Below are 23,365 nucleotides of genomic sequence, written 5' to 3' on the forward strand. Positions count from 1 at the left end.
ATCGCCCGAGTCCCTGTGCTGGTACTCCTGTGCTGATCCCCCTGTTCCCCGTCCCCCCAAAACAAAACACCCCGAAAGCGAGGACATCCGTCCCACCTTCGAGGTGTTGTGCACACGCAGGTCAGCCCCACCTCCCGGCACACAGCCGGGAGACGCAACCCGTCTTACTTTGCGCCGCCTTCCTTGCGCGCCTGCGCAATCAGGAAGTCCGCCACTTGCAGCGCCGCGGCATTGCTGCCTGCCTGCGCCGGGGACGTCAGATACTTGCCGTTGATGGCCAGGGTCGGCACGCCGTCGATCTTGTACGACTCCGACAGCTTTGCGGCGCGCTGCACCTTGGACTGCACGCCAAACGAGTTATACGCGGCGGTGAACTGCGCCTTGTCCAGGCCGTTCTTTTGCGCCCAGTCGGCGATGCGGTCGGCCGTGTTCAAAGGCTGGCGCTGCTCGTGAATCGCGCTGAAGACCATGCGGTGCAGCTGGTCGACCTTGCCTAGCGCTTCCAGCGTGTAGTACAGGCGCTGTTGCGGTTCCATGCCGGCGTTGAACTTGACCGGCACGCGCTTGATCACGACGTCGGCAGGCTGCTTCTTGATCCAGGTTTCAAGACTGGGTTCCAGCGCATTGCAGTGCGGGCAGCTGTACCAGAAGAACTCGGTGACTTCGATCTTGCCCTGCGACTCGGTCTGCTGCGGCTGCGCCAGGCGGGTGTATTCCGTGCCTTCACGGAATTGCTGGGCCGAAGCCATCGACGGCAGAAGGGCCACGGAAGCCGCGGCAAACGCAAGACCCGTCAGAAGACGGCTAACAGAACGACGACCGATCATGGAATTTCCCTATGTATGCAAGTGCCGGCCCGGGCGGCACCCTTGTGCCGCCACATGGGCGCGTGTAAGTCGGACCCGCCTTGGCAGGCCCGAGTTCCTTCCTACTTTTTCACCACCGCCGCTTCGATGCCGTTTTCGGCCAGGCGCGCGCGCGAGCGGTTCATGTCATCGAGCTTGGCGAACGGGCCGAGCCGCACGCGGTTGACGGTGCCTTTCGGGACGTCGGCCGTTTCCAGCCGGGCCTCGAAGCCCATGAACGCCAGCCGCGCCTTGAGCGCTTCGGCATCTTCGATCACGCGGAATGCGCCGACCTGCAGATAGTACGTGCCCGTGCTTTCCGGAACCGCGGGCGTTGACGGCGAGGACGGCGTACGGGCGGCCGGCGGCGTCTGGCTGGACGATCCCGGACCGGTATAGAAACTGGCAATGGGGTCGTCGTTGCGGCGTGCGTTGGGGACCGGCGCCGGTGGCGGGGCCGAGATGGCTGGCGGGCCGCTCGATGGCGGCACGGAACCGGCCGGCGCGTCCTTGCCATACAGGCTGCGGTTGGGGTCGGGCGCGTTGGCGGGGTCGACCGGCTGCTGGCTGGTGGGCGGAACGCGTGCGCTCTTGTTCACGAAAGGCACGGGCGCCTTGTTCACATAGACCGCCACCAGCACCGCAACCACCAGGCCGACCAGCAGCCCGGCGATCAGGCCGAACATGGTGCCGCCGTGTTGCCTGCGCAGGCGAGGAGAGTTCAGGGGCATCGAGAGATCACATCCGTTCGGGCGCGGTCACGCCCAGCAGGCTCAGGCCGTTGGCCAGTACCTGGCGGGTGGCGGCCAGCAGCGACAGGCGCGCCAGCTTGAGCGCTTCGTCGTCCACCAGCACGCGTTCGGCGTTGTAGTAGGCATGGAAGTCAGCCGCGCAGTCCTTGAGCCAGAAGGCCACGTGGTGCGGCGCCAGGTCGTTCGCGGCCATGCCGAGCATGCCGGGGAATTCGGCCAGGCGCTGCATCAGCAGGAATTCGCGTTCGGCCACCAGCAGCGATGCGTCGGCCTGGGCCAGCGTGGCCACATCGCCGCCCCAGCTGTTCAGGATAGAGCAGATGCGGGCGTGCGCGTACTGGATGTAATACACCGGGTTTTCGTCGGTCTGCTTGAGCGCCAGGTCGACGTCGAACACGAATTCGGTGTCGGCGCGGCGCTGGATCAGAAAGAAGCGCACGGCGTCACGGCCGACCCAGTCGATCAGGTCGCGCAGGGTGACATAACTGCCCGCCCGCTTGGAGATCTTGACCTCTTCTCCGCCGCGCATCACCTTGACCATCTTGTGCAGGATGTAGTCGGGGTAGCCCTTGGGGATGCCCACGCCCAGCGCCTGCAGGCCCGACCGCACGCGCGCAATGGTGCCGTGGTGGTCGGAGCCCTGGATGTTGATGGCCTTGGTGTAGCCACGTTCCCATTTGGTGACGTGGTAGGCCACGTCGGGCACGAAGTAGGTGTAGCCGCCTTCGGACTTGCGCATGACGCGGTCCTTGTCGTCCCCTTCGCCAAGCTCGGTCGTGCGCAGCCACAGCGCGCCTTCATTCTCGTAGGTGTGACCGCTGTCGATCAGCCGCTGCACCGTGTTGTCGACACGGCCCGACGTGTACAGCGAGCTTTCCAGGTAATAGTTGTCGAACTTCAGGTCGAACGCGGCCAGGTCCAGGTCCTGCTCGCGGCGCAGGTAGGCCACCGCAAAGCGCCGGATGTCTTCCATGTTCTCGACATCGCCCGACGCGGTGACCGGTTCGGCATCGGCCGCCTGCACCGTCTTGCCGGCCTTGAAGTCTTGGGCGATCTCGGCAATGTATTCGCCGCGATAGCCGTCAGCCGGGAAGTCCGGGTGCGTGGTGTCGATACCGCGCGCGCGTGCCTGCACGCTGACGGCCAGGTTATGGATCTGGTTGCCAGCGTCGTTGTAATAGAACTCGCGATGCACATCCCAGCCGCCGGCGCCGAACAGGCGGCACAGCGCGTCGCCCAAGGCGGCCTGGCGGGCATGGCCCACATGCAGCGGACCGGTCGGATTGGCGGAAACGAATTCGACGATGACCTTGCGGCCGATGGACGGCGCGCGGCCAAATTCAGCGCCGCGCACGCGGATGGCGTCGATCACGGCCTGTTTGGCGGCGGGGGCGATCCGCAGGTTGATGAAGCCCGGACCCGCGATCTCGGCGCTCGCGATCAACGCGGTGGCGCCCGGCTGGGCCATCAGGGATTCGACGATCTGCTGTGCGAGGTCTCGGGGATTGCGCTTGAGCGGTTTGGCGATCTGCATCGCCACGTTGGTCGCCACGTCGCCATGAGAGGCAGCCTTGGGGCGTTCCAGGAGCAGCGTGGGAGTCGCCTCGGGGGCAACGGCCTGAACGGCGGCGCCGATCAGGCTGAGAAGTTGTACCTGTTGCTCGGGGAGCATGGAATAGGACATCGCGGGGGTAAGTAAGAGGGCAATCTTAACAGCCGCAGGCGTCGGGGACTAACGCGCGAGGCGCCGGTGTGGTGTTTTGGCGGACGGATTCCAGGTGGCTCATGCCAGGTGTAAACCGCTTGTCAGACCCTGCCTGACACAGGAAAGCGACGTCTTAAGCATATAGCTTTTAGTAATTAAACGAGTCGAATCAAGGCAAATACAATATATAAAGTCATAAAAACACTTCGCCATATCACTTGAGGCTCTAACGATCATGAAGCGATTCTTCGCGTCGGCAACGCTGGCCCTGGGCTTGGGACTGGGCGCTTTCAGCGCGACCGCCGCGGCCGCGCCCCTCGAAATCGGCTATCTGCCAATCATTCCCGCGGCGCAGCTATTCATTGCGCGCGAAGAGGGCACGCTGCCGGCCGAAGGCGGTGCGCCCAAGCTCGTGCAGTTCCAGAGCGGCCCGGCGCTGGTCCAGGCGCTGCTGGCCGGCCAGCTCGACATTGCGTACGTGGGCATCGGCCCCGCGCTGGTCGCGCGTGGCAAGGGTGCCGACGTCAAGGTCGTCGCGTCCAACATCGTCGAGCAGGTCAGCTTCGTGGCGATGGGCGATCTGGCGCCCTACTTTGCGTCGGGCGACGCCGGCACCGCGTTCGCACGCTTCGCCAAGGACAAGGGCCGCCAGCCGGTCATCGCCAGCTATCCCAAGGGCGCCGTGCCCGAAGCGGCCCTGCAATACTGGCTTCGCAACCGCATCAACGCCGATCCGAACAGCCTCAAGCTGATCACGCAGGGTGAATCGCAGATCCAGCAGGCGCTGCTGACCGGCGCGATCGACGGCGCCGCGATTCTGGAACCGACCGTCACGACGGTACTGACGCGCGCGCCGCAAGCGCGTGTGGTTGCCCGAGGCAACGATCTGTTCCCGCGCCAGCCCGGCGCCGTGCTGCTGGTGCGTGAAAAGCTGATTCGCGAACAGCCGGCCGTGGTGCAGGCACTGGTGACCCGCCACATTGCCGCGACCCGGTTGCTGGACACGCAACCCGCCAAAGCCGCACCGGCCGTGCAGAAGTACGTAGGCGGTGGACGTCTGCCGGTCGATATCGTCGAGAAGGCCATCCGCAATTCCAAGGGACAGTTCGTGGCGGACCCGAACACCATCATCGCGGCCACCCTGGTGCTGCAGAAGTTCCAGGCCGAGACTGGCACGCTGGAAGGCCCCCCGGTCGACGTGACCAAGCTGTTCGACACGCAGTTCTATGATGCGGCCGTCAAATCCGCGGCCGCCCCGGCAAAGGCCGCTCCCTCGGCCGCCAAGCCTGCGACAGTCCGATAAAGCGCGATGGCCTTGTCTGTTTCCCGTTCTTCGGGCGCCGTGACGCGCATCGTGTATGGCGTCGCCGGAGTCGTCCTTTTCGTCCTGCTGTGGAAGGCCGCCGGCGTGTTCGCCTGGGTGCGCCCCGGCACCCTGCCCGACCCGTTCCTGCTGCCTGACGCCTTCCTGCAGGAATGGCAATCCGACCGCCTGCTGCCCGCTGTCGGCTCCAGCCTGATCCATTACTTCTGGGGGCTGGGGCTGGGTACGCTGTTCGGCATCCTGGTCGGCATGGCAGCGGCGACGGTACACCGCTTTGACATGCTGCAGGCCTATCTGGCGCGCATCCTGCGGCCGATCCCGCCGCTGGCGTGGGTAGTGTTTGCCATCGCGTGGTTCAAGGTCAGCCATGCCGGCGCGGCCTTCGTGATCGCCATTGGCGTGTTCTGGGTCAACTACTTTGCAACCTATAGCGCGGTGCGCAACATCGATCCCCGCTTTTATGAACTGGCCCGCAGTTTCGGCCAGGGCAGCTACTGGCGCCGCGCCCGCAGCATCACGCTGCCTGCGATTGCGCCCGGCACGCTGGCCGGTGTGCGGACTGGCATTGGCCAGGCGTGGATGACGCTGATCGCTGCCGAATTGCTGGGCGTGCCCGGCATGGGCCAGGAAATGAACGCGGCAGCCGGCGTCGGCGCGTACGAAGCCGTCGTGATCTACATGCTGGCCATCTCGCTGGTCTATGCGCTGTGCGACCTGGTGTACGGACTGATCGAACGGAGGGTGCTCGCATGGCGTCCGTAATGGAATTCGACCGCCTCAGCTACACCCATCCGGGTGCTGCGGGCCCTGTCATCCAGGACCTGTCGCTGGCCATCGAAGCCGGCAGCTTCGTGGCCGTGGTGGGGGGCTCGGGCGTCGGCAAGTCCACTTTGCTGCGCACGGCGGCCGGCCTGATCGAACCCGGTGGCGGCACCATGCGATTTACGCTGCCGCAGCGCCCTGGCCGCCGGCGCCGCGCCGTGGTCTTCCAGGACGGCCGCCTGCTGCCCTGGCGCACCGTGGCCGACAACGTCGCCTACGGACTGGAAACACTGGATATCGACGCGGCGCAGAAACGCGAACGCGTGGCCGAAGCCCTGGCGCTGACAGGCCTGGCCGAGTACGGCGATCGCTGGCCGCACCAGTTGTCGGGCGGTCAGGCGCAGCGTGTGGGTATCGCCCGCGCGCTGGCCGTCAAACCCGACATCCTGTTGATGGACGAACCCTTCAGCGCGGTGGATGCATTGACCCGCCGCAAGCTGCAGGCCGAACTCATACGCCTGTGGCAAGCGAGCCAGTCGGCCGTCATGTTCGTGACGCACGACATCGATGAAGCCGTGTTTCTGGCGGACCGCGTGGTGGTGTTGGGCGGACAGCCGGCGTCGGTCGTCGAAAACCTGGCGATCGACCTGCCACGGCCACGCGACCGAACGAACCCGGCCTTTGCGGATGCCGTGGCGCATTTGTCGGCGCGGCTGGGCGTCGAATAGACAGAAAACGGCCGGCACGCAAACATCGCATGCCGGCCGGCGGGATCATTGATTGGCGGCGCGGCGGATCCCTCCGTTCAAGGGTCCACCGCGCATCGACTTTTCCTGCTTCAGCTTACGGTGCCGACACCGCGCACCGATAGCTTTCTGCCTTGCTGGCGTCCCCCGACACATATTGCGGGTAGTTGGGGTAGCGGCACATTGGCCGCGATGCCAGCGTCGTGAACGGCGCGGTCGTCGCGTTGCGCACCTGCACCAGCGCATCGGCCGGCGGCTGACCGGACGTCACCCAGCCATCCAGCGCACCCAGCAGGTCATACGTGGTCGGGACTTCGGCGCCGGTCGTCAGGCTGGCCGCGGTACCGCCGTGCGATGACGCGGGCGACACGTACAGGCGCAGGAAACTGTCGACGTTGGCCTGCCCCATCGTGCTCACCACGTTCTGCACATAGTTGATGCCCGCCATCGGGCTCTGCGCCATGTCGCCAGTGTTTTCGCGAATGATCAGCTTGCCGCCCCGTGCGCGAAACGCCGCCAGGTTGGGATTGCTGGCATCCATCAGTTCCGACACCGCCTTGATCCGCGCTTCAAAGGCGGACGGGTTGAAGGTGCGCACATCGAAATTGGCATCGCGCGCAATCACATACCGAGCGTAGCTGCTGCCGTAGATCACACCGCGGGCGTCCGTCGCCAATGGTGTGGGCACCGTCGGCACCACACCTGTGGAAATCCACCGGCCCAGGCCCTCACCGCCCAGCTGGATCTCACCGCCGAACAGGCGACCCGGATAGGTCGTGCTGCCATTGGCAACGGCGAACGGCAACACGGTCGGACCGTAGGTCGCCTGCAAGGTCGCCAATTGAGGATCCGACAGACAGCCCGGTCCGGTATCGGCGCCCGCCACGCAGCGCAGGCTTTGCAGATTCATCTTCGATGCGCACGCCAGATAGTTGCTCACAACCCCATCGGCCGCGCCATCCAGTGCGTCGCACGTGTCATTCACGGCTTTGGCAAAGGCGCTGATCTTGGCGGTGCTGAGCGCGCCGCCCGTAAATTGCGGCTTGCTGAAGTTGATGAAGCCATTGAACAGCCCGGTCCAATAAATGACCGGCACGACCGACACGATGCCGTCGAAGTCCGCCGGATATCGCTGCGCCATCATCAAGCCTTCGCGCCCGCCTTCAGACCCGCCGTAGTAGTACTGCTTGGCGGGCTTGCGCAGGTAATAGCTTCCCATCAGGCTATGCGCCACGTCCTTGACCTTCTTGTACGACGCATGCGCGAAGTTCACGAACATTTCGTCGTTCAACGCGAACCGGCCGGGGTCGGTCGCGTTGTAGGCCGCAGCGTCGTGCCCCGAATCCGTGCCGAACATGGCATAGCCCTGCGTGATCGGCAGGGGCTGCCCGGCCGGTGCGTCGCGCAGGGGCGCCAGGCTGTTCACCAGGCTGCCATTGAAACCACCCCCACCTACCATGACCGCCTTTTCGTTCCAGGTCAGCGGCAGGTTGACCTGGAAAACGATGGGATCGGCGCCCGCCGCCGTCGGCGCAATCGACCCCGACACCCGGCAATATTCCGGCGTTGGCGCAGCGCCTGTCGTGGCAGCCACGACTGCGGCGGCCGTGACGGTCGCGGGCGCGCTGGGCAGGCCGATGTCGGCAGCCGCCACGGTCCTGCCGGTCAGCGTCGGGCATGCCGTGCGCAGCGACGCGGCGTCCGGCACCGGACGCGCAGTGGGCGTCGTGTCATCGTCATCGCCGCCGCATCCGGCAAGCAATGCCGGCACGCTTACGACGGCGGCAAGCGCGGCCCATCGACGAAGGGCATCAGGGTGGATCAACATGGCAGTCTCCTCGGTAACGTTAACAATGTCACGGCCGAGCATGCAAGTTAGTGCTCAATCCGGCAGGCAGATAGTGCATTAAGTTGCATGCTGCCGTCGCTAGGGCCTTACCCTTGGCGCGGGTGCGCCTTCTACGTGCGCCTTCTACAATTGACCGGCCACCCGCCCGCCCTTTCAGGAATCCTCCCTATGGTCCGTCTGCTCATCCACGCCCCCACCCCGGCCGCCCTGGAACGCGGTCGCCGCAATCTGGCCAACCTGCTCAAGCTCGCGCCCGACGCGCAGGTCGAACTGGTCGTCAACGCAGGCGGTGTGGCTGCGGCGCTCGACACCCCGCATGTTCTCGACGCCCACCTTCGCGTCTGCCTCAACACGCTGGCTGCGACTCAACGCACCGTTCCTGAAGGCATTGCCACCGTGCCGGCCGCCGTGCTGCACCTGGCAGAACGTCAGGCCGAAGGCTGGAGCTACCTGCGCGCCTGAGGCTGACCCCGGCCGATCTAGTCCGCCAGCCCGGCGCTCCATCATCAGGGGGAGGGCCGACGTTACGGTTCGCGCAAACCGTTACCGGGGCTCACCCACGTTAGGTGGGTGTGCCTGTTACCGTCATAATGAATCCACCTACAACAACAAGGAGTCGTCCATGATCATCACCTTTCGATCCAAGGCTGCCGGTGAAGTCATCATGCTTGGTGAGCATGCCAAACCGCTGCTGGAACTTGCGGGCAAGGCGGTCGGCGACACCCTGGAAAAGCGCGGCGTCTTTACGCCCGAGCAATTGCCCGACGCCATCGCCCGCATCGAACGCGCGCTGAACGCCGAAAAAGACCCGGACTTCGACGAGGACGACCCTGCCCAGGCCGCCCGCGCCGCGCAATATGTCGGCCTGCGCCAGCGCGCCTTCCCGCTGCTCGACCTGCTGCGCCGGTCGGAGCAGAAGAAGGTCAACGTCACCTGGGAGAGCTGATCGTTCATGGCGATGCATCCCTGGCAATCTGTCATTGATTTCTGGTTCCTGTCCAAGGACGATCCCGGCTACCTCAAGCCACGCCACGTCTGGTTTCAGAAGAACCCCGCCCTGGACGCGCAGATGCGGGCGCGTTTCGAACGTTCGGTCCAGCGCGCCATTGCGGGTGACCTCGACACGTGGACTGCCGAGCTTGAAGGCGAACTTGCGCTGATCGTGCTGCTGGATCAGTTCACCCGCAACATCTGGCGTGACACACCCGCGGCGTTTTCGGGTGACGCCAAGGCTTTGACCCACGCGCTTGGCCTGATCGACAGCGGCCAGTACCTGCGCCTGCCGCACGTGCAGCGCGAGTTCGTGTACCTGCCGTTGATGCACAGCGAAAACATTGACATCCAGGAGCGCGCCGTCGCGCTGTACACGACGCTGGCGCAGGAACACCCGGCGTCGCAGAATTCCCTGGACTTCGCGATCCGCCACCGCGACATCATCGCCAGGTTCGGCCGCTTCCCCCATCGCAATGCGGTGCTGGCGCGCGGAAGCACGTCGCAGGAACAGGCGTTTTTGAAGCAGCCCGGGTCGGGGTTTTGAGTCCGCGCATGTCGGCCTTGCCTGTTAGCTAAAGACGAAAAAAAGCCTGCCGGATCCATGCGATCCGGCAGGCTTTTGTATTCAACACGAGGCGGCGTGGCGCCCCGTCTCACCCTCACACTTCGACGGGTTCGTCCGCGGTCTCTTCGTCGGCCGTGTCCGTGCTTTGCATGTGGCGGTTGACTGCGCTCAGCACCGCCTTGAAGCTGGCGGTGACGATGTCGTGGTCGATACCGACGCCAAAGCCCGTGGGCGATTCACCGATGCGCAATTCGACATAGCTGGCGGCCGACGCGTCGGCGCCGATGCCAATCGAATGCTCGTGGTAATCCATCACGCGGATCGGCAGGTCGAGTGCATTCACGAAGGCGTCGATCGGGCCATTGCCGTTGCCGGACAAAGTGCGCGCCTGGCCTTCATAAATCACGTCGACATCGACACGAATGCCGTCATCGGTGCTCGCGATACGGTGACGCACGAACTTGTATGGCACGGCGATATCGAGGTACTCGCGGCGGAAGATCGCGTACACGTCGGTGGCCGTGACTTCGCGGCCGGTCTCGTCGGTCACGCGCTGAATCGCGCGGCTGTATTCGATCTGCAAGCGGCGCGGCAAGTCCAGCCCGTGTTCCTGCTGCAAGAGGTACGCCACGCCACCCTTGCCCGACTGGCTGTTCACGCGAATCACGGCGTCGTAGCTGCGGCCCACGTCGGCCGGGTCGATGGGCAAGTACGGCACGTCCCAGATCGTGTCGGGCTGGCGCTGTGCAAAGCCCTTCTTGATCGCGTCCTGGTGCGAACCCGAAAACGCCGTGAACACCAGGTCGCCCACATACGGATGGCGCGGGTGCACGGGCAACTGGTTGCAGTACTCGACGCAGCGGCGCACGTCATCGATATCCGAAAAGTCGAGGCCCGGATGCACGCCCTGGCTGTACAGGTTCAAGGCAAGGGTGACGAGGTCGACGTTGCCGGTGCGCTCGCCGTTGCCGAACAGGCAGCCTTCCACGCGGTCGGCGCCGGCCATCACGCCGAGTTCGGCGGCGGCCACGGCGGTGCCGCGGTCATTGTGCGGGTGCACGCTGAGCACGATGTGCTCGCGGCTGTTCAAGTTGCGGTGCATCCACTCGATCTGGTCCGCGTACACGTTGGGTGTCGCGCATTCGACGGTGGCGGGCAAATTGAAGATGATCTTGCGGCCCGGGCCCACGCCCCATTCGGCCGACACGGCATCGCACACCTCTTTCGCGAAATCGAGTTCGGCGGAGCTGAAGACTTCAGGCGAATACTGGTAGACCCATTCGGTTTCCGGATGCTGCGCGGTCAATTCGCGGATCAGGCGCGTGCCGTCAAGGGCGATCTGCTTGACTTCGTCTTTGGACATGTTGAACACGATGCGGCGGAAGTCCGGCGCGATGGCGTTGTACATGTGGACGATGACGCGGCGGGCGCCGATGACGGACTCGATCGACCGACGGATCAGATCTTCGCGGGACTGCGTCAACACCTCGACGGTCACATCATCAGGAATGCGGTTTTCGTCGACAAGCTTGCGGATGAAGTCGAAGTCGGTCTGCGATGCCGAAGGAAAGCCGACTTCGATTTCCTTGAAACCGATATCGACGAGCTTTTCGAACAGACGCATCTTGCGTTCGGCGTTCATCGGCTCGATGAGCGACTGGTTGCCGTCGCGCAAGTCGGTGCTCATCCAGATCGGCGGCGTCGTGATGCGCTTGTTGGGCCAGGTGCGTTCAGAAAAGTCGTACGCCGGGAAAGGGCGGTATTTCGCCTCTGGGTTCTTCAACATGTAAGTCTCCTGCTAGGGGTGCGATCGGCTGGCGCTAGGTGCAGCTGAGTCGCTGGCTGTCTGATCGGGTAGACCGAGCGGTTAAACCGGGAACGGTTAGACCGAGAGCGTGGCCGGGGGCTGCCGAACTACCACGGGACACTAGGCCCGGCAGCCGGTCGGTAGTAGCAGCGAGGAGATCAGGGCGATCGAGACGACGGCCGACACGCGAATCGCACGGGCAGCCGCCATCGACGCTGGGCAGCGTGCGGCGGAAATGCTCGAGATGGCGTGACAGGCGTGGGCCATGATGCGATTCGGAAGGGATGCTTTCTTGAGTGGTCCACCGCGCCAGGCGCAGCAGACAAGTCGTTAGTCAAACATAAATCCGGCCAAACTGCAAACCTGCGTGGGCCGCTTACGACGCCAACGGGTTGCTGCACAGGCCGACCAGCAGCTTTCGCCAGGCAGGCAGTTCGGGGTTGCCCGGCTTGCGCGCGCCGAACATCTGCACGATCAGGTCGCCAGTGGCGGCGTACACCTCGACCGACGTCACCCAGCCGTCCACCGTGGGCTTGTTGACGACCCAGGTCGACGTGATCGCGGTGGTGTTCAGGTGCAGGTTGAAGCGGGGATCGAGCACGTTGAACCACGGCCCCGTTCGCAGCAGCTTGTGAACCGGGCCGGTGTGGATCTGCACGATGCCCTTGTTGCTGACGAACACCATGACAGGCAACCCGCTTTCGGCTGCGCGGGTCAGTACGGTTTCCGCCGTATCCAGCGGCACTTGCTGGGCCAGATCGGTGCCTGCCGCGCGCAGGGCGCCCAGGCGGGTTGCCTTGAACTTGCGCAGCATGGGGAAGAAGTCGTGCGTGTCTTTCAGGGACTGCCATGCGGCACGCAAACCCTGCGGATCGTTGACGTTGTCAACGTTGCGGGTGACATCGTTGCTTTGCTCAACGTTGACAGCCGCAACCACCGGCTCGACGTCCGGCCATGCTGGCGCCGACGTGGCGAACCTGGCCACCAGTGCGTCATAGGCGGCGGCATCGGTGGCATCGGTCACGTACACCTTGTGCACCGCCATTCCGTGGCGATCAAAGAATTGCAGGCTGCGGCGGCCGTTTTCCGTCACCGCAAAAGTCGTGCGCCAGCTATCGAAAAACACGCGCAGGTCGATGTCCGGACCGAGCACCAGACCGACATGTCCATGGCCCAGCTGAATGTCTTCATACCGGCCGTGGCGTTCATGCACGCAGGCATCGTTGCGCGACAGGGCCATCACTTCGCCCAGCGATCCCAGTTCTTGAAAGATGTCCTTGGGCGCACCGGCAAGCGGCATGACCGACAGGCCACCACACTCGGCCGCCACCAACTCCGCTTCCGACACGCCCAGGCGCATGGCGCGGTCCCGCGCACGCAGCTTCGGCTCGGCCGCCGCCAGCGCATCGTGGCGAGCGCGCAGTTCGTCGCGGCGGGAAGAGAAGGTGGAGGTGATGTCCATGGAAGTCCGGAAGGAAAGGAAAATGCGGGAAATTCCGAGCCGCGCCCTGGGCCAGGAACCGGAACGCTCATTCTAGCGGGCCGGGTCGTTCTCAAGCGCGGACAGTCGCTTGGCCGCGCGACACTGCTGCCGCTGGACGATTCATCCCCTACCCCGCGGCCGGCGCCGCCACTTCCCGCTCGCGGAACCACCACCCGAGCACGCACCAGGCCGCGCCGCTCACCACCACGCCCGCGGCCAGCGCCACGGCCAGCTTCAGCGCGCTGCCATACACCAGTGGCACGAACCAGCCGCTGACGGCCGAGAAGAACACCATCTGGATGAAGCCAAGCACCGATGCCGCCGTGCCTGCCAGTTCGGGAATGCGGCGCAGGATGCGCAAGGTCATGCTGGGGATCGCGATCGACAGGCCAAACGAAAACAAGCCCAGCGGCACGACGGCCCAGGGCACGCTGGGCACGTCGGCCAGCGCGGTGTACGTCACGTTGATCAGGCAGCTCAGCCCCATCATCGCGTAGGCCAGGCCGATCATGCCTGACGCCGACCAGCGCGACGCCATGCGCGCGGCCAGGAAGGACCCGCTCATCATGCCAACTACCAACGGAATGAACAGGTAGGCAAACGCCGTCTCGGGCAGACGCAGCACCTGCGTCACGAAGTCGGGCGCCGCGCCGATCAGGAACGCAAAGCCCGCGAACAAGGTGCCGAAGGCGATGGCCATGGCGACGAACTGGCGATCTTTCAGTACACGTCCGTAATTGCGCAGCAGGACCCTCACCGCAAAACGCTGGCGCCGCGCGGGCGGCAAGGTTTCCGGCAGACGCCATGCGCACAAGGCTGCACTGAGCGCGGCCAGGATCGCAAGCATGACAAAGATGCCGCGCCATCCGGAGTGCGACGCCACATACCCGCCAATGATGGGCGCGAACGCGGGCGACACGCCGAACACCATGATGATGTACGACATGGTCTTTTGCGCGGTCGCGCCTTCATAACAATCGTTGACGATGGCCTGCCCCACCACCATGCCGGCGCCGGCCGACAGGCCTTGCAGCACGCGCCCGGTCAGCAGCCAGTTGAAGTCCAGCCCGATGGCCGCGATGACCGATCCGGCGGCGTACACCAGCAGCGACGTCAGGATGACGCGGCGGCGGCCGAAGGAATCGGACAAGGTGCCATGCATCAGGGTCATGAAGGCATAGGCCACCATGTACATGCCCAGCGTCAGATGCACGACTTCGGCCGGCAGCCGAAAGTCGCGGCCGATGGCGCCAAAGGCAGGCAAGTAGGCGTCGATCGACATGGGACCCAGACAGGCGAGCGCGCCCAGGATCAGAACCATGACGGGATAACGGGGAAGCGCAGCGTGGGGCAAGACGGCAAGCCTTTGAAGACGGGAACGGCGGAACGGGAAGGGCAAAAGCGCAGCGGTGTCGCTGGTTCGTGCGGGGCGGTTATTGCGGACACGGCCCCTTGCCGGGAAGCTGCCCCGGCCAGCAGGTGGCCAACGCGCTCCGGCACACATGAGCCACCGGCAAGTGTATCGGATCGGTGTGACACGCCCGGCGCCAGTCGTTGTATATTGACGAACATAACGAACCCGCCGCTGGCAGCATCGATTGCCGCCCGTGTCCTGGAGAGAAAGGCCCGATGTCCACGCTCTCGATACCGCGTTATTTCTGCGCCCTGATCCTCTGCTTGCTGGGAGTGGGCAGTACCGCACACGCAGCCGACGTCCAGGTCGCGGTCGCCGCGAATTTCACGGCGCCGATGCAGGCGCTTGCCGCAGGCTTTGAAAAGGCGACCGGCCACAAGGTGGTGGCCGCCTTTGGTGCGACCGGCCAGTTCTATGCGCAGATCCGCAACGGCGCGCCCTTCGACGTGTTCCTGGCTGCGGACGACACCACGCCCGACAAGCTCGACAGGGAAGGCCTGACGGTGGCCGGCTCGCGCTTCACGTACGCAACGGGTGCCCTCGCCTTGTGGTCCGCCAGGCCGGGCTATGTCGATGCCAGTGGCGATGTGTTGAAAGCCAATCGATTCGCGCATCTGTCCATCGCCAATCCCAAGACCGCGCCCTATGGCCTGGCGGCCACCCAGGTCTTGAGCAAGCTCGGGCTGACGCAGGCGATGGCCGGCAAGATTGTTGAAGGCCAGAGCATTGCGCAAGCCCACCAGTTCGTGTCGACCGGCAATGCCGAGCTGGGCTTCGTTGCGCTGTCGCAGGTCTACAAGGACGGCGCGATCACCAGCGGCTCGGCGTGGAAGGTGCCTGCGTCCATGCATGATCCGATCCGGCAGGATGCCGTCATGCTGCGCAAGGCCGACGGCAACCCTGCCGCGCGCGCGTTGATCGACTATCTGAAAAGCCCGGCCGCCGCCGCCGTGATCCGCGCCTACGGCTACCAGAACTGAGCACGTATCCGCATGCCCCTTGACGCGTCCGACCTGTCCGCCATCTGGCTGACGATCCAGCTGGCCGGCCTGACCACGCTGTTGCTGCTGCTGGTTGGCACGCCGATCGCCTGGTGGCTGTCGCGCACGCAGTCGGCGTGGAAGGGGCCGGTCGGCGCCATCGTGGCGCTGCCCCTGGTGCTGCCGCCCACCGTGATCGGCTTCTATCTGCTGGTGGTGATGGGACCGAATGGCCCGCTCGGGCAACTCACGCAGCAGCTTGGGCTGGGCACGCTGTCGTTCAGTTTTGCAGGGTTGGTGGTGGGGTCGGTGTTCTATTCGTTGCCGTTCGTGGTGCAGCCTTTGCAGAACGCGTTCGAGGCAATCGGCTCGCGTCCGCTTGAAGCGGCCGCCACCTTGCGGGCAAGCCCGTGGGACACCTTCCTGACCATCGTGCTGCCCCTGGCGCGGCCGGGTTTCATCACCGCAGCCATTCTGGGTTTTGCGCATACGGTGGGGGAATTCGGCGTGGTGCTGATGATAGGCGGCAACATCCCGGGCAAGACACGCGTGGTCTCGACGCAGATCTACTCGCACGTTGAAGCAATGGAATACGCGCAGGCGCATTGGCTGGCGGGCGGCATGCTGCTGTTTTCGTTCGCGATCCTGCTGTGGCTGTACGCGCGCCGGCGGCATACGCCGTTCCATCCATGACCGGCGACGCATCTTCCATCGACGCGGGCTTCCACTTGGCCTACGACGGCTTCACGCTGGACGTGGACCTTGCCTTGCCAGGCCGCGGGGTGACCGCCCTGTTCGGGCCATCGGGGTCGGGCAAGACAACCGTGCTGCGTTGCCTGGCCGGCCTGGAAGCCCCGGCGCGCGGCCATCTGCGGGTCGCGGGCGAGACCTGGCTCGACACGACGCGCGGTTTGAACATGCCCACGCATCGCCGCCCTATCGGGTACGTCTTCCAGGAAGCCAGTCTGTTTCCGCATCTGAATGTGCGCGCCAACCTGGCTTTCGGCTTGAAGCGGATTGCCCCGGCGCAGCGCCGCGTGCAGCTGGATGACGCGGCGGCCATGCTCGGCATCGGGCACCTGCTGGACCGCATGCCGGCGCGTTTGTCGGGCGGTGAACGCCAGCGTGTGGGCATCGCGCGCGCCCTGCTGACCAGTCCGCGTCTGCTGTTGATGGACGAACCCCTGGCGGCGCTCGACACGCAGCGCAAGCAGGAAATCCTGCCCTACCTGCAACGGCTGCATGACGAGCTGGACATACCGGTCGTGTACGTCACGCACTCGCCGGATGAAGTCGCGCGGCTGGCCGATCACCTGGTGCTGCTGAAAGACGGCCACGTGGTCGCCAGCGGCCCCATCAACGATCTGCTGTCGCGGGTCGACTTGCCCCCGGCGATGGGTGATGACGCGTCGGTGGTGGTCGACGGCGTGGTCACGGCCTACGACCCGGCCTATCAGCTGGTCACCATGACCTTGCCTGGCAGTGCGTCGACCTTCCGGATGGTGCGCCCGCCGATGGCAATCGGGCAACGGGCGCGGCTGGTCGTAATGGCGCGCGACGTCAGCCTCGCGCTCACCCCGCAGCAGGACGGCAGCATGCTGAACATCCTGCCGGTGACGGTGGCCGAGATCGCGCCGGGCGCCACGACGGCGCAGCGGCTGTTGCGGCTGGATGCGGACGGCACGCCGCTGCTGGCGCGGATCACGCAGTATTCGTGCGATCGGTTGGCTCTGGCGCCCGGCATGCGGGCGTGGGCGCAGATCAAGGCGGTGTCGCTGCTGGCGTGATCAGGAGCCCGATCAGGGCTTGAACAGATCGGCCAGTGTGCGGATTTCGTTCTGCGCGGCGGCGTACGAGCGGGCTTCGATCTCTCGATACAGCGCAATCAAGGCCGCACCCGAGGGCGTGACCACACTGCGCCCGCCCGCCTTGCCGCCATGCTCTGACGTGGTGGCCGGCGTCTTCAAGGACAGGTTCGTTTCTTCGACCAGCATCCATGCGCGCCGGTACGACATGTTCAGGCTGCGGGCGGCAGCGGAAATCGAACCGTGTTCGGCAATGGCTTCGAGCAAGGCGATCTTGCCCGGTCCAAGTGCGACGGTGTCGCCCTTGCGCACACGCATGCGAAAGCGCACGTCGACCGGAAGGTCGTCAGGATCAGTGGCAGGAAGGCAAGCAGGAAGATCGGACATCGGCAAGAACTCGAAAGAACGAGCCGATGTTACCCGAGCCGACCCGTGCGCGCCGGCCCGGTGGCTGACGTGAAGCCCCTACTTCAACACATCGGTCAGCCAGGCAGCGCAGTCACGCGACCCTTCGATCGGCCAGTCCACGTTGACGGTCGTGTCCCCCCGACGCAGTTCAACGTGGATGAACGGGCCACCTGCAACCGCGCCCGACGATGCCGCCGCCGCATTCTTGCCACGCAGCAGCCGTGTCCACCAGTTGCCATCGTCAACGACCGCGCGGGAAGCCTGCTGGCCATCAACCGTGGCGCGCAGTGTGGCCGCGGTGGCGGACTGCGGCGGGACCGTGGACGATGTCGCGGATGCCGAAGCGGCGGCAGCCGCTGACGACCGCGAGGCCGCGCCGGTGGCGGCCTGCCCTGCCGCCATGGCCGACTCGGCCGGCACCCCATGCCCGGCCACCTGCTGCGTGGGCGCGGGGCGGGGCGCGGGCGCAGACCCGTCTTCCGATGCCACGGTCGTTGCCGTATCCGCCGCACCGACAGCGGCGGACGTCGCATCGGCCGGTGTGCCCAATGCCTTGGCAGGCGCAGCCTTCACCTGCGAAGGCGTCGCCGCGCCACCCGACACCACGCTCTCCGGCCCGGCCACGCCATTCAGGCGGTTCACCAGATTCTGGCCGAACTCGTCCCACATGCGATCGGCCTTGGTCTTCATGACGCTCAGGCCGAACGAGCCCAGACGGCCCAGCACATCGACCTTGACCTTGATGCGCAGTTCCGTCTTGCCGTCATCCAGCGGGGTCAGGAAGATCTCGCTTTGCTGCTTGAGCGAGCTGGCCACCGACGCGTCTTCGCCCGTGCCTTCGGTGCGTAAATAGTGCGGCGCGCGTTGCTCGACGATCTTCGTGTTCAGCTTGAACTTCGCGCTGATGAAGCTGATCTTGACGTGGATCACCGCGATGTATTCGACATCGCTCACCACCTGGATCGACTTCATGCCGGGCACGCAGCCGCCCATCACATTCGGGTCCAGCAGCATGCTCCAGACGCGGTCTGCCGGCGCATCCACCACCAATACTTTTTCAATTTCCACGCATGTTCTCCGCAGCGTTAAGGATGGACTCGACGATCTGGGTGTACCCGGTGCAGCGGCACAGATTGCCACTGAGTCCTTCGCGCACCTCGTGCTCGGTCGGGTTCGGATTCTTGGCCAGCATGTGGCAGGCCGTCATGATCATGCCGGGCGTGCAGTAACCGCATTGCAACCCGCCGCACTGCACGAAGCTTTCCTGCAGCGGGTGCAGCACATCGCCCTTGGCCAGGCCTTCGATCGTGGTGATGCTGCGGCCGTTGGCCTGCACCGCCAGAGACAGGCAGGACTTCACCACTTCGCCGTCGACCAGGACCGAACACGCGCCGCAGGTGCCGGTTTCGCAGCCGCGCTTGGTGCCCGTCAGGTTCAGGTCGTCGCGCAGCAGGTCCGACAACATGCGCCGCGCGGGTACTTCGACCTGCTGCGTGTCGCCGTTCACGGTGACCTCGATCAGGTGTTTGCTCATACTGTCTCCTCGTCATGCAGGACCACACCGAACGCACCCGCCAAGGTGCGGCGCATGACCACGCGCACCATGTCGCGACGAAAGTCCGCCGCGCCGCGCTGGTCGGAAATCGGATCGATGTCAGCGGCAACGATATCGGCCGCCTCGCGCACGACATCGGCATTGATTGCCCTGCCAGCCAGAAAGGCCTCGGCACGCGGCACCCGGCACGGCACGGGTGTCGATGCGCCCACCACGACACGCAGGTCGGCGTAGCCATTGCCCTCGCGGCGGCTGCCCACGCCCACGTTCACCAGCGGCCGATGTTCGGCGGCCGTGCGCAGGTAGCGCGTATAGCGGCCCGCAAAGCCGGTCGGCAGCACGGGCACGCGGATCTCGACCACGATCTCGTCGGGTTCGATGGCGGTCACGTAGTAGTCGACCAGAAAGGCTTCCATCGACAACACACGTTCGCCCCGCACGCTACCCAGCACCACCTGCGCATCCAGTGCCATGAGGCAGGTCGGGGGATCGGTCGCCGGGTCGGCGTAACACAGGTTGCCGCCCAGGGTGCCCTGGTGGCGCACCTGCGGGTTGGCAACACGGGCGGCCATCGACGCCAGCATCGGGTAATGCTGGCGCACCACGGGCGAGTCCGCCACGTCGATATGCCGCGACAGCGCGCCAACGCGCAGACCCTGCTGCGGATCGAAACGGATACCGCGCAGTGCGTCCACTTTGGCCACCGAAATGACATGCGTCGGCATCAGCATGCGCTGGCGCATGGCCAGCATCAGCGCCGATCCGCCCGCCATCACGCGGCAGTCCTCGCCCAGGTCGGCCAGCAGGCGGCTCGCCTCTTCCACACTCGTGGGTTCCAGGAATTCGAAATCACGCATGGACGGCGTCTCCTTCGGCGGCCCGCTTGGCGCGCAGGCCAGCCAGCACTTTTTCGGGTGTGATCGGCAGGTCGGTAATGCGCACGCCAATCGCATCGAACACCGCATTGGCAATGGCGGGCGCGCCCGGCAGAATGGCCGTTTCGCTCGCACCCTTCGCGCCATACGGACCATTCGGATCGTTCGACTCGACAAGGCCCGACCGCAGCATCGGCACCGCATCGGCCGTTGGCATGGTGTAGTCGGCAAAGTTCCCGTTCATCAGCCGGCCGTTTTCCAGCTGCAGTTCTTCGTACAGCGCCCAGCCCATGGCCTGGACCGATGCGCCGTTGGTCTGGCCATGAATGGCGAGCGGGTTCAGCGCCTTGCCGCAATCGTCGGACACAAAGCTGTCGACGACGGTCACGCGGCCCGTCTCGATGTCCACTTCAACCTCGACTGCCTGGGCCGCGAACGAATGCGCGGGCGCCACGTTGCCATGCACATCGGCATGCATCTCGGTCTTGGCGTCCCACGTGGCGCTGACCTGCAGGCCCTCGCCATCGTGGCGCCAGATATGCAGCGCGGCGATCTGCGCCAGCGTCGCCTTCTTCTCGGGTTGCTCACGGATACGGATGGTGCCTTCGGCGATCTCGAGCTGATCGGGCGTCGTCTTCAAGGTCGTGGCGGCCAGTGCCAGCAATTTTTCGCGCGCCGCACGCGCAGCCAGGATCGCCGCATTGCCCGCCGCGATGGTGACGCGCGACGCCAGCGACCCGATGGCGTAAGGCGACAGATCGGTGTCAGGCGCAACCACATGGGTGTGCGATATCGGGATGTTCAATTCGTGCGCAACGATCTGGCTCAGCATGGTGTTCGAGCCCTGGCCGATCTCGGCTTCGGCGCTGTGGATCATGACGCGGCCGTCTTCATTGACCTTGAGCATGACGGTCGACCCGTCCCAGTTGCCGATCGTCCGGTTGCCACTGACGTGCATGGCGGCAGCAATGCCGACGCCGCGGCGCACCGTCCCGGCCACGCGCGGCGCCGACCGTTTGGCGTGCCACTGAATGGCATCCACGCACTGATCCAGGCATTCCTTCAAACCGGTGCTGCCGATCTTCCAGCCGTGGATCGACACGTCGCCCGCGTTGATCGCATTGATCTTGTGCACGTCCACCGGGTCCAGATTCAGCGTGCGCGCCATGGTGTCAATGTGGCTGTTGAGCGCGAACTGCATCTGCGCGCCGCCGAAGCCCCGGAAGGCGCCATGCGGCGGATTGTTCGTGTACACCAGGGTCGAGTGCGACCGCAGGTTCTTCAGTTGGTGCATGTTGTCGCTGCGCATGGCCGACACGTGCATGACCTCGGCCGACAAGCCGCTATAGGCGCCGCACTCGGCAATGATGCGCACTTCCTTGCCGACAATCGTGCCGTCGCTGCGCATGCCCAGCTTCAGGGTGACCTGTTCCGGCACGCTCGAACAACACGCCAGGAAGTCTTCCAGCCGGTTGTTCACGACACGCACGGGCTTGCCGGTGCGCAGGGCCAACAGACCGGCGATCAGATTGTTGGCATCTTCAACCATCTTGCCGCCAAAGCCGCCACCGGTGGTCGCCTGGATCACGCGGATCTGCGACACCGGGATTTCCAGCGCCATCGACAGCCGCGCGCGCGCCAGAAAGGCCGACTGCGTGGACGTCCATACCTGCAGACGCCCATCGGGATCGATGGTGGCCACGGTGGCCATCGGCTCCAGATACCCTGGATACTGCGCGTGGCAACGGTAGGTGGCCTCGTGCACCAGGTCGGCCGACGCAAACGCGGCGTCGACATCGCCATGCTCAACCTTGATCTCGTGCGACACATTGTTGCGTCCGTCATGCACGCCGGGCGCTTCGTCATCCAGGCCTTCTTCGGGCGTCAGGATCGCGGGCAGCTCTTCATATTCGACCACGATCAGGTCCAGGGCGTCGCGCGCGATCTCTTCCGTGATCGCGGCGACCGCAGCCACTTCTTCGCCCGCAAAGCGCACCTTGCCTTCTGCCAGGATGCGGCGTTCCTTGTGATGCACGCCCCACTTCGCACGCGGCGCATCGGCGCCCGTCAGCACCGCCTTGACGCCCGGCAGCGCGAGGGCCGCCGAGACATCGATGCTGACGATACGCGCGTGGGGATAGGGACTGCGCAGGACCTTGCCGTGCAGCATGCCGGCGATTTTCATGTCGCCGGCATACACCGCGCGGCCCAGTACTTTCGATCGCGCCGTCACTTGCGGGACGGGCGTACCGATCGTGGATACCTTCATCCTGGTCTCCTTGTTCTTGTCATGCAGTGCACTTACTCGGCGGTAATGCCAAGGTCCTTGATGATCTTGCCCATCACTTCAAAGTCGGACGCGTTGGTGTTGCGCAGCACGGAGGGCGCGCCGCCAGCGGGCAAGGCGCCGAACACGCCCAGCTTGGTCACGACTTCCGGCTGCTTCACGATCTCGTTCAGGTGGCTGTTCAACAGGTTGACGATGTCAACCGGTGTGCCCTTGGGCGCAAAAAATCCGTTCCATGCGCCAACGATCACATCCTTGTAGCCAAGCTCGACCAGCGTCGGCACGTTCGGCGCCAGCGGCGTGCGCTTGGCATCGCCGATAGCGAGCGGCACCAGGCGGCCGTTGGCCAGGTACTGCGACACGGCGCCAATGGTCACCCATGCGGTGTTCACATGACCGGCAACCACATCGGTCACCGAAGGGCCCACGCCGCGATACGGCACGTGCTGGATCTTGACGCCGGCGCTGCGATTCAGCCATTCGGCGACCACGTGCATGGGCGAACCCGCCCCCGGGCTGGCGTAGGTCACGGGCTTGCCGCCCTTGGCCGCGGCAATCATTTCCGCAACGGTCTTGAAGCCGGCGTTCGGGTTGGCCACCAGGATCAGCGGCTGCGTGGCCGTCTGGATGATCGGCTCGAATCCGTTCAACACGTCATAGCTCGCGCTGGGCGCCAGGCGCAGCACCATGGGTGCGGTGGTGAATGGGTTGGGTGTGAACAGCAGCGTGTAGCCATCGGCCGGCGCGCGGCTGACAAACGAGTTGCCCAGCACGCCACCGGCGCCGCCCTTGTTCTCGACGACGACCGTCTGCTTCATGCGCTCGCTGAGCTTTTCGGCGAAGAGGCGCGCAATGGCGTCGGTGTCGCCACCCGGGGGATAGGACACGATCACGGTGATCGGCTTGACGGGATAGTTCGCGGCGGCGGCATGGGCAGTGCCCAGGCCCAGCGAACACGACAGCGCCATGGCGGCGGCGAGGATCTGGCGGCGATTCACATTCATCACGGTGCTCCGAGGGGCGGCGGCGGGGCTTGCTTCGACATTGCATCGCAATGGCAAGCCCATGGGGTTCACGAATCAAAGTGGGTGGCGTGCCGCCAAGCACAGCACAGACGCGGCTTGGTGGAACGGCGAGATCATGCGCTTTTATTGTTGATGCATCAACAGGAAGTTTCCCTTGGATGGCGCGCCGTCGCGCTCGCCCCCGG

At 65.1% G+C, this 23,365-nt stretch carries 21 protein-coding genes and 1 pseudogene; 9 read left to right on the plus strand and 13 right to left on the minus strand.

Annotated elements, in window-relative coordinates; genetic code table 11:
* Nucleotides 1-164: 164 nt before the first annotated feature.
* The 3 genes from IE116_RS16035 to argS form a co-directional block, all read right to left on the minus strand.
* The gene (locus IE116_RS16035) at nucleotides 165-767 is read right to left on the minus strand and encodes a thiol:disulfide interchange protein DsbA/DsbL (protein ID WP_229828215.1); all 603 of its coding nucleotides are present in this window, start codon (nucleotides 765-767) and stop codon (nucleotides 165-167) included.
* A gap of 161 nt (nucleotides 768-928) precedes the next feature.
* Nucleotides 929-1,576, minus strand: coding sequence for an SPOR domain-containing protein (locus IE116_RS16040; protein WP_229828216.1), 648 nt, complete (start codon nucleotides 1,574-1,576; stop codon nucleotides 929-931).
* Between the two features lie 7 nt (nucleotides 1,577-1,583).
* The gene (gene argS / locus IE116_RS16045) at nucleotides 1,584-3,269 is read right to left on the minus strand and encodes an arginine--tRNA ligase (protein WP_189613953.1); all 1,686 of its coding nucleotides are present in this window, start codon (nucleotides 3,267-3,269) and stop codon (nucleotides 1,584-1,586) included.
* A gap of 268 nt (nucleotides 3,270-3,537) precedes the next feature.
* Between argS and IE116_RS16050 the strand changes: the two genes are divergently transcribed.
* From IE116_RS16050 to IE116_RS16060, 3 genes are read left to right on the plus strand one after another with little or no spacing between them, the layout of a single operon-like run.
* Nucleotides 3,538-4,605, plus strand: a complete 1,068-nt coding sequence (locus IE116_RS16050; protein WP_189613954.1) for an ABC transporter substrate-binding protein — start codon at nucleotides 3,538-3,540, stop codon at nucleotides 4,603-4,605.
* Between the two features lie 6 nt (nucleotides 4,606-4,611).
* A complete protein-coding gene (locus IE116_RS16055; protein ID WP_189613955.1) occupies nucleotides 4,612-5,388 on the plus strand; it encodes an ABC transporter permease in 777 nt (258 codons plus the stop codon).
* On the plus strand, nucleotides 5,376-6,116 hold the full coding sequence (locus IE116_RS16060) for an ABC transporter ATP-binding protein (protein WP_189613956.1): 741 nt from the start codon (nucleotides 5,376-5,378) through the stop codon (nucleotides 6,114-6,116). Before IE116_RS16055 ends, IE116_RS16060 begins: the two co-directional genes overlap by 13 nt.
* Nucleotides 6,117-6,231: 115 nt before the next feature.
* On the opposite strand, the gene IE116_RS16065 is transcribed toward IE116_RS16060, so the two are convergent.
* Nucleotides 6,232-7,962 carry a tannase/feruloyl esterase family alpha/beta hydrolase gene (locus IE116_RS16065; RefSeq protein ID WP_189613957.1) on the minus strand — a complete coding sequence of 577 codons (1,731 nt, stop codon included), beginning with the start codon at nucleotides 7,960-7,962 and terminating at the stop codon, nucleotides 6,232-6,234.
* A gap of 189 nt (nucleotides 7,963-8,151) precedes the next feature.
* Here IE116_RS16065 and IE116_RS16070 point away from each other — a divergent pair, with 189 nt between their 5' ends.
* The 3 genes from IE116_RS16070 to IE116_RS16080 all read left to right on the plus strand — a co-directional run bounded on the left by IE116_RS16070 (nucleotide 8,152) and on the right by IE116_RS16080 (nucleotide 9,520).
* Complete coding sequence (locus IE116_RS16070) at nucleotides 8,152-8,445, plus strand: DsrE family protein (RefSeq protein ID WP_189613958.1); 294 nt, start codon at nucleotides 8,152-8,154, stop codon at nucleotides 8,443-8,445.
* A 160-nt stretch (nucleotides 8,446-8,605) separates the two neighbouring features.
* Nucleotides 8,606-8,929 carry a DUF1840 domain-containing protein gene (locus IE116_RS16075; RefSeq protein WP_189613959.1) on the plus strand — a complete coding sequence of 108 codons (324 nt, stop codon included), beginning with the start codon at nucleotides 8,606-8,608 and terminating at the stop codon, nucleotides 8,927-8,929.
* Between the two features lie 6 nt (nucleotides 8,930-8,935).
* On the plus strand, nucleotides 8,936-9,520 hold the full coding sequence (locus IE116_RS16080) for a DUF924 family protein (RefSeq protein ID WP_229828217.1): 585 nt from the start codon (nucleotides 8,936-8,938) through the stop codon (nucleotides 9,518-9,520).
* 115 nt (nucleotides 9,521-9,635) lie between these two features.
* On the opposite strand, the gene leuA is transcribed toward IE116_RS16080, so the two are convergent.
* The 3 genes from leuA to IE116_RS16095 all read right to left on the minus strand — a co-directional run bounded on the left by leuA (nucleotide 9,636) and on the right by IE116_RS16095 (nucleotide 14,152).
* On the minus strand, nucleotides 9,636-11,327 hold the full coding sequence (gene leuA, locus IE116_RS16085; protein ID WP_189613960.1) for a 2-isopropylmalate synthase: 1,692 nt from the start codon (nucleotides 11,325-11,327) through the stop codon (nucleotides 9,636-9,638).
* A 397-nt stretch (nucleotides 11,328-11,724) separates the two neighbouring features.
* Nucleotides 11,725-12,810: a hemin-degrading factor gene (locus IE116_RS16090; RefSeq protein ID WP_373303008.1), complete on the minus strand. Its 1,086-nt coding sequence runs from the start codon at nucleotides 12,808-12,810 to the stop codon at nucleotides 11,725-11,727.
* Between the two features lie 148 nt (nucleotides 12,811-12,958).
* The gene (locus IE116_RS16095; RefSeq protein WP_189613961.1) at nucleotides 12,959-14,152 is read right to left on the minus strand and encodes a multidrug effflux MFS transporter; all 1,194 of its coding nucleotides are present in this window, start codon (nucleotides 14,150-14,152) and stop codon (nucleotides 12,959-12,961) included.
* A 308-nt stretch (nucleotides 14,153-14,460) separates the two neighbouring features.
* Here IE116_RS16095 and modA point away from each other — a divergent pair, with 308 nt between their 5' ends.
* From modA to modC, 3 genes are read left to right on the plus strand one after another with little or no spacing between them, the layout of a single operon-like run.
* Nucleotides 14,461-15,225, plus strand: coding sequence for a molybdate ABC transporter substrate-binding protein (gene modA / locus IE116_RS16100; RefSeq protein WP_189613962.1), 765 nt, complete (start codon nucleotides 14,461-14,463; stop codon nucleotides 15,223-15,225).
* 12 nt (nucleotides 15,226-15,237) lie between these two features.
* Entirely contained in the window at nucleotides 15,238-15,918 is a 681-nt protein-coding gene (modB, locus tag IE116_RS16105) for a molybdate ABC transporter permease subunit (protein WP_229828218.1), read from the plus strand.
* Complete coding sequence (gene modC, locus IE116_RS16110) at nucleotides 15,915-17,012, plus strand: molybdenum ABC transporter ATP-binding protein (protein ID WP_189613963.1); 1,098 nt, start codon at nucleotides 15,915-15,917, stop codon at nucleotides 17,010-17,012. The genes modB and modC overlap by 4 nt, the downstream gene beginning before the upstream one ends.
* Nucleotides 17,013-17,024: 12 nt before the next feature.
* Here the strand turns inward: modC and IE116_RS16115 are convergent, their stop codons facing one another.
* From IE116_RS16115 to IE116_RS16140, 6 genes and pseudogenes are all read right to left on the minus strand, one after another.
* Entirely contained in the window at nucleotides 17,025-17,417 is a 393-nt protein-coding gene (locus IE116_RS16115; RefSeq protein ID WP_229828219.1) for a winged helix-turn-helix domain-containing protein, read from the minus strand.
* Nucleotides 17,418-18,067: 650 nt separating this feature from the next.
* Nucleotides 18,068-18,506, minus strand: a pseudogene (locus tag IE116_RS26230) (SRPBCC family protein); the annotation flags it as partial.
* A complete protein-coding gene (locus IE116_RS16125; protein WP_189613964.1) occupies nucleotides 18,496-18,972 on the minus strand; it encodes a (2Fe-2S)-binding protein in 477 nt (158 codons plus the stop codon). The gene IE116_RS16125 and the pseudogene IE116_RS26230, both read right to left, overlap by 11 nt.
* Nucleotides 18,969-19,850 carry an FAD binding domain-containing protein gene (locus IE116_RS16130; RefSeq protein WP_189613965.1) on the minus strand — a complete coding sequence of 294 codons (882 nt, stop codon included), beginning with the start codon at nucleotides 19,848-19,850 and terminating at the stop codon, nucleotides 18,969-18,971. The genes IE116_RS16125 and IE116_RS16130 overlap by 4 nt, the downstream gene beginning before the upstream one ends.
* On the minus strand, nucleotides 19,843-22,137 hold the full coding sequence (locus IE116_RS16135) for a xanthine dehydrogenase family protein molybdopterin-binding subunit (protein ID WP_189613966.1): 2,295 nt from the start codon (nucleotides 22,135-22,137) through the stop codon (nucleotides 19,843-19,845). The genes IE116_RS16130 and IE116_RS16135 overlap by 8 nt, the downstream gene beginning before the upstream one ends.
* Before the next feature lie 32 nt (nucleotides 22,138-22,169).
* Entirely contained in the window at nucleotides 22,170-23,159 is a 990-nt protein-coding gene (locus tag IE116_RS16140; RefSeq protein WP_189613967.1) for a Bug family tripartite tricarboxylate transporter substrate binding protein, read from the minus strand.
* Between the last annotated feature and the right edge of the window lie 206 nt (nucleotides 23,160-23,365).

The sequence above is a fragment of the Pigmentiphaga litoralis genome, from assembly GCF_014651835.1.
GTDB classification, from domain to species: domain Bacteria; phylum Pseudomonadota; class Gammaproteobacteria; order Burkholderiales; family Burkholderiaceae_B; genus Pigmentiphaga; species Pigmentiphaga litoralis.

Excerpts from the sequence above, each read along its gene's own strand:
- argS (WP_189613953.1), bottom strand. The coding sequence starts at position 3,269 with ATGCTCCCCGAGCAACAGGTACAACTTCTCAGCCTGATCGGCGCCGCC.
- IE116_RS16075 (WP_189613959.1), top strand. The coding sequence starts at position 8,606 with ATGATCATCACCTTTCGATCCAAGGCTGCCGGTGAAGTCATCATGCTT.
- IE116_RS16125 (WP_189613964.1), bottom strand. The coding sequence starts at position 18,972 with ATGAGCAAACACCTGATCGAGGTCACCGTGAACGGCGACACGCAGCAG.
- IE116_RS16140 (WP_189613967.1), bottom strand. The coding sequence starts at position 23,159 with ATGAATGTGAATCGCCGCCAGATCCTCGCCGCCGCCATGGCGCTGTCG.
- modC (WP_189613963.1), top strand. The coding sequence starts at position 15,915 with ATGACCGGCGACGCATCTTCCATCGACGCGGGCTTCCACTTGGCCTAC.
- IE116_RS16065 (WP_189613957.1), bottom strand. The coding sequence starts at position 7,962 with ATGTTGATCCACCCTGATGCCCTTCGTCGATGGGCCGCGCTTGCCGCC.
- IE116_RS16055 (WP_189613955.1), top strand. The coding sequence starts at position 4,612 with ATGGCCTTGTCTGTTTCCCGTTCTTCGGGCGCCGTGACGCGCATCGTG.
- IE116_RS16070 (WP_189613958.1), top strand. The coding sequence starts at position 8,152 with ATGGTCCGTCTGCTCATCCACGCCCCCACCCCGGCCGCCCTGGAACGC.
- IE116_RS16135 (WP_189613966.1), bottom strand. The coding sequence starts at position 22,137 with ATGAAGGTATCCACGATCGGTACGCCCGTCCCGCAAGTGACGGCGCGA.
- IE116_RS16080 (WP_229828217.1), top strand. The coding sequence starts at position 8,936 with ATGGCGATGCATCCCTGGCAATCTGTCATTGATTTCTGGTTCCTGTCC.
- IE116_RS16060 (WP_189613956.1), top strand. The coding sequence starts at position 5,376 with ATGGCGTCCGTAATGGAATTCGACCGCCTCAGCTACACCCATCCGGGT.
- IE116_RS16095 (WP_189613961.1), bottom strand. The coding sequence starts at position 14,152 with ATGGTTCTGATCCTGGGCGCGCTCGCCTGTCTGGGTCCCATGTCGATC.
- leuA (WP_189613960.1), bottom strand. The coding sequence starts at position 11,327 with ATGTTGAAGAACCCAGAGGCGAAATACCGCCCTTTCCCGGCGTACGAC.
- modB (WP_229828218.1), top strand. The coding sequence starts at position 15,238 with ATGCCCCTTGACGCGTCCGACCTGTCCGCCATCTGGCTGACGATCCAG.
- IE116_RS16115 (WP_229828219.1), bottom strand. The coding sequence starts at position 17,417 with ATGTCCGATCTTCCTGCTTGCCTTCCTGCCACTGATCCTGACGACCTT.
- IE116_RS16050 (WP_189613954.1), top strand. The coding sequence starts at position 3,538 with ATGAAGCGATTCTTCGCGTCGGCAACGCTGGCCCTGGGCTTGGGACTG.
- modA (WP_189613962.1), top strand. The coding sequence starts at position 14,461 with ATGTCCACGCTCTCGATACCGCGTTATTTCTGCGCCCTGATCCTCTGC.
- IE116_RS16040 (WP_229828216.1), bottom strand. The coding sequence starts at position 1,576 with ATGCCCCTGAACTCTCCTCGCCTGCGCAGGCAACACGGCGGCACCATG.
- IE116_RS16090 (WP_373303008.1), bottom strand. The coding sequence starts at position 12,810 with ATGGACATCACCTCCACCTTCTCTTCCCGCCGCGACGAACTGCGCGCT.
- IE116_RS16130 (WP_189613965.1), bottom strand. The coding sequence starts at position 19,850 with ATGCGTGATTTCGAATTCCTGGAACCCACGAGTGTGGAAGAGGCGAGC.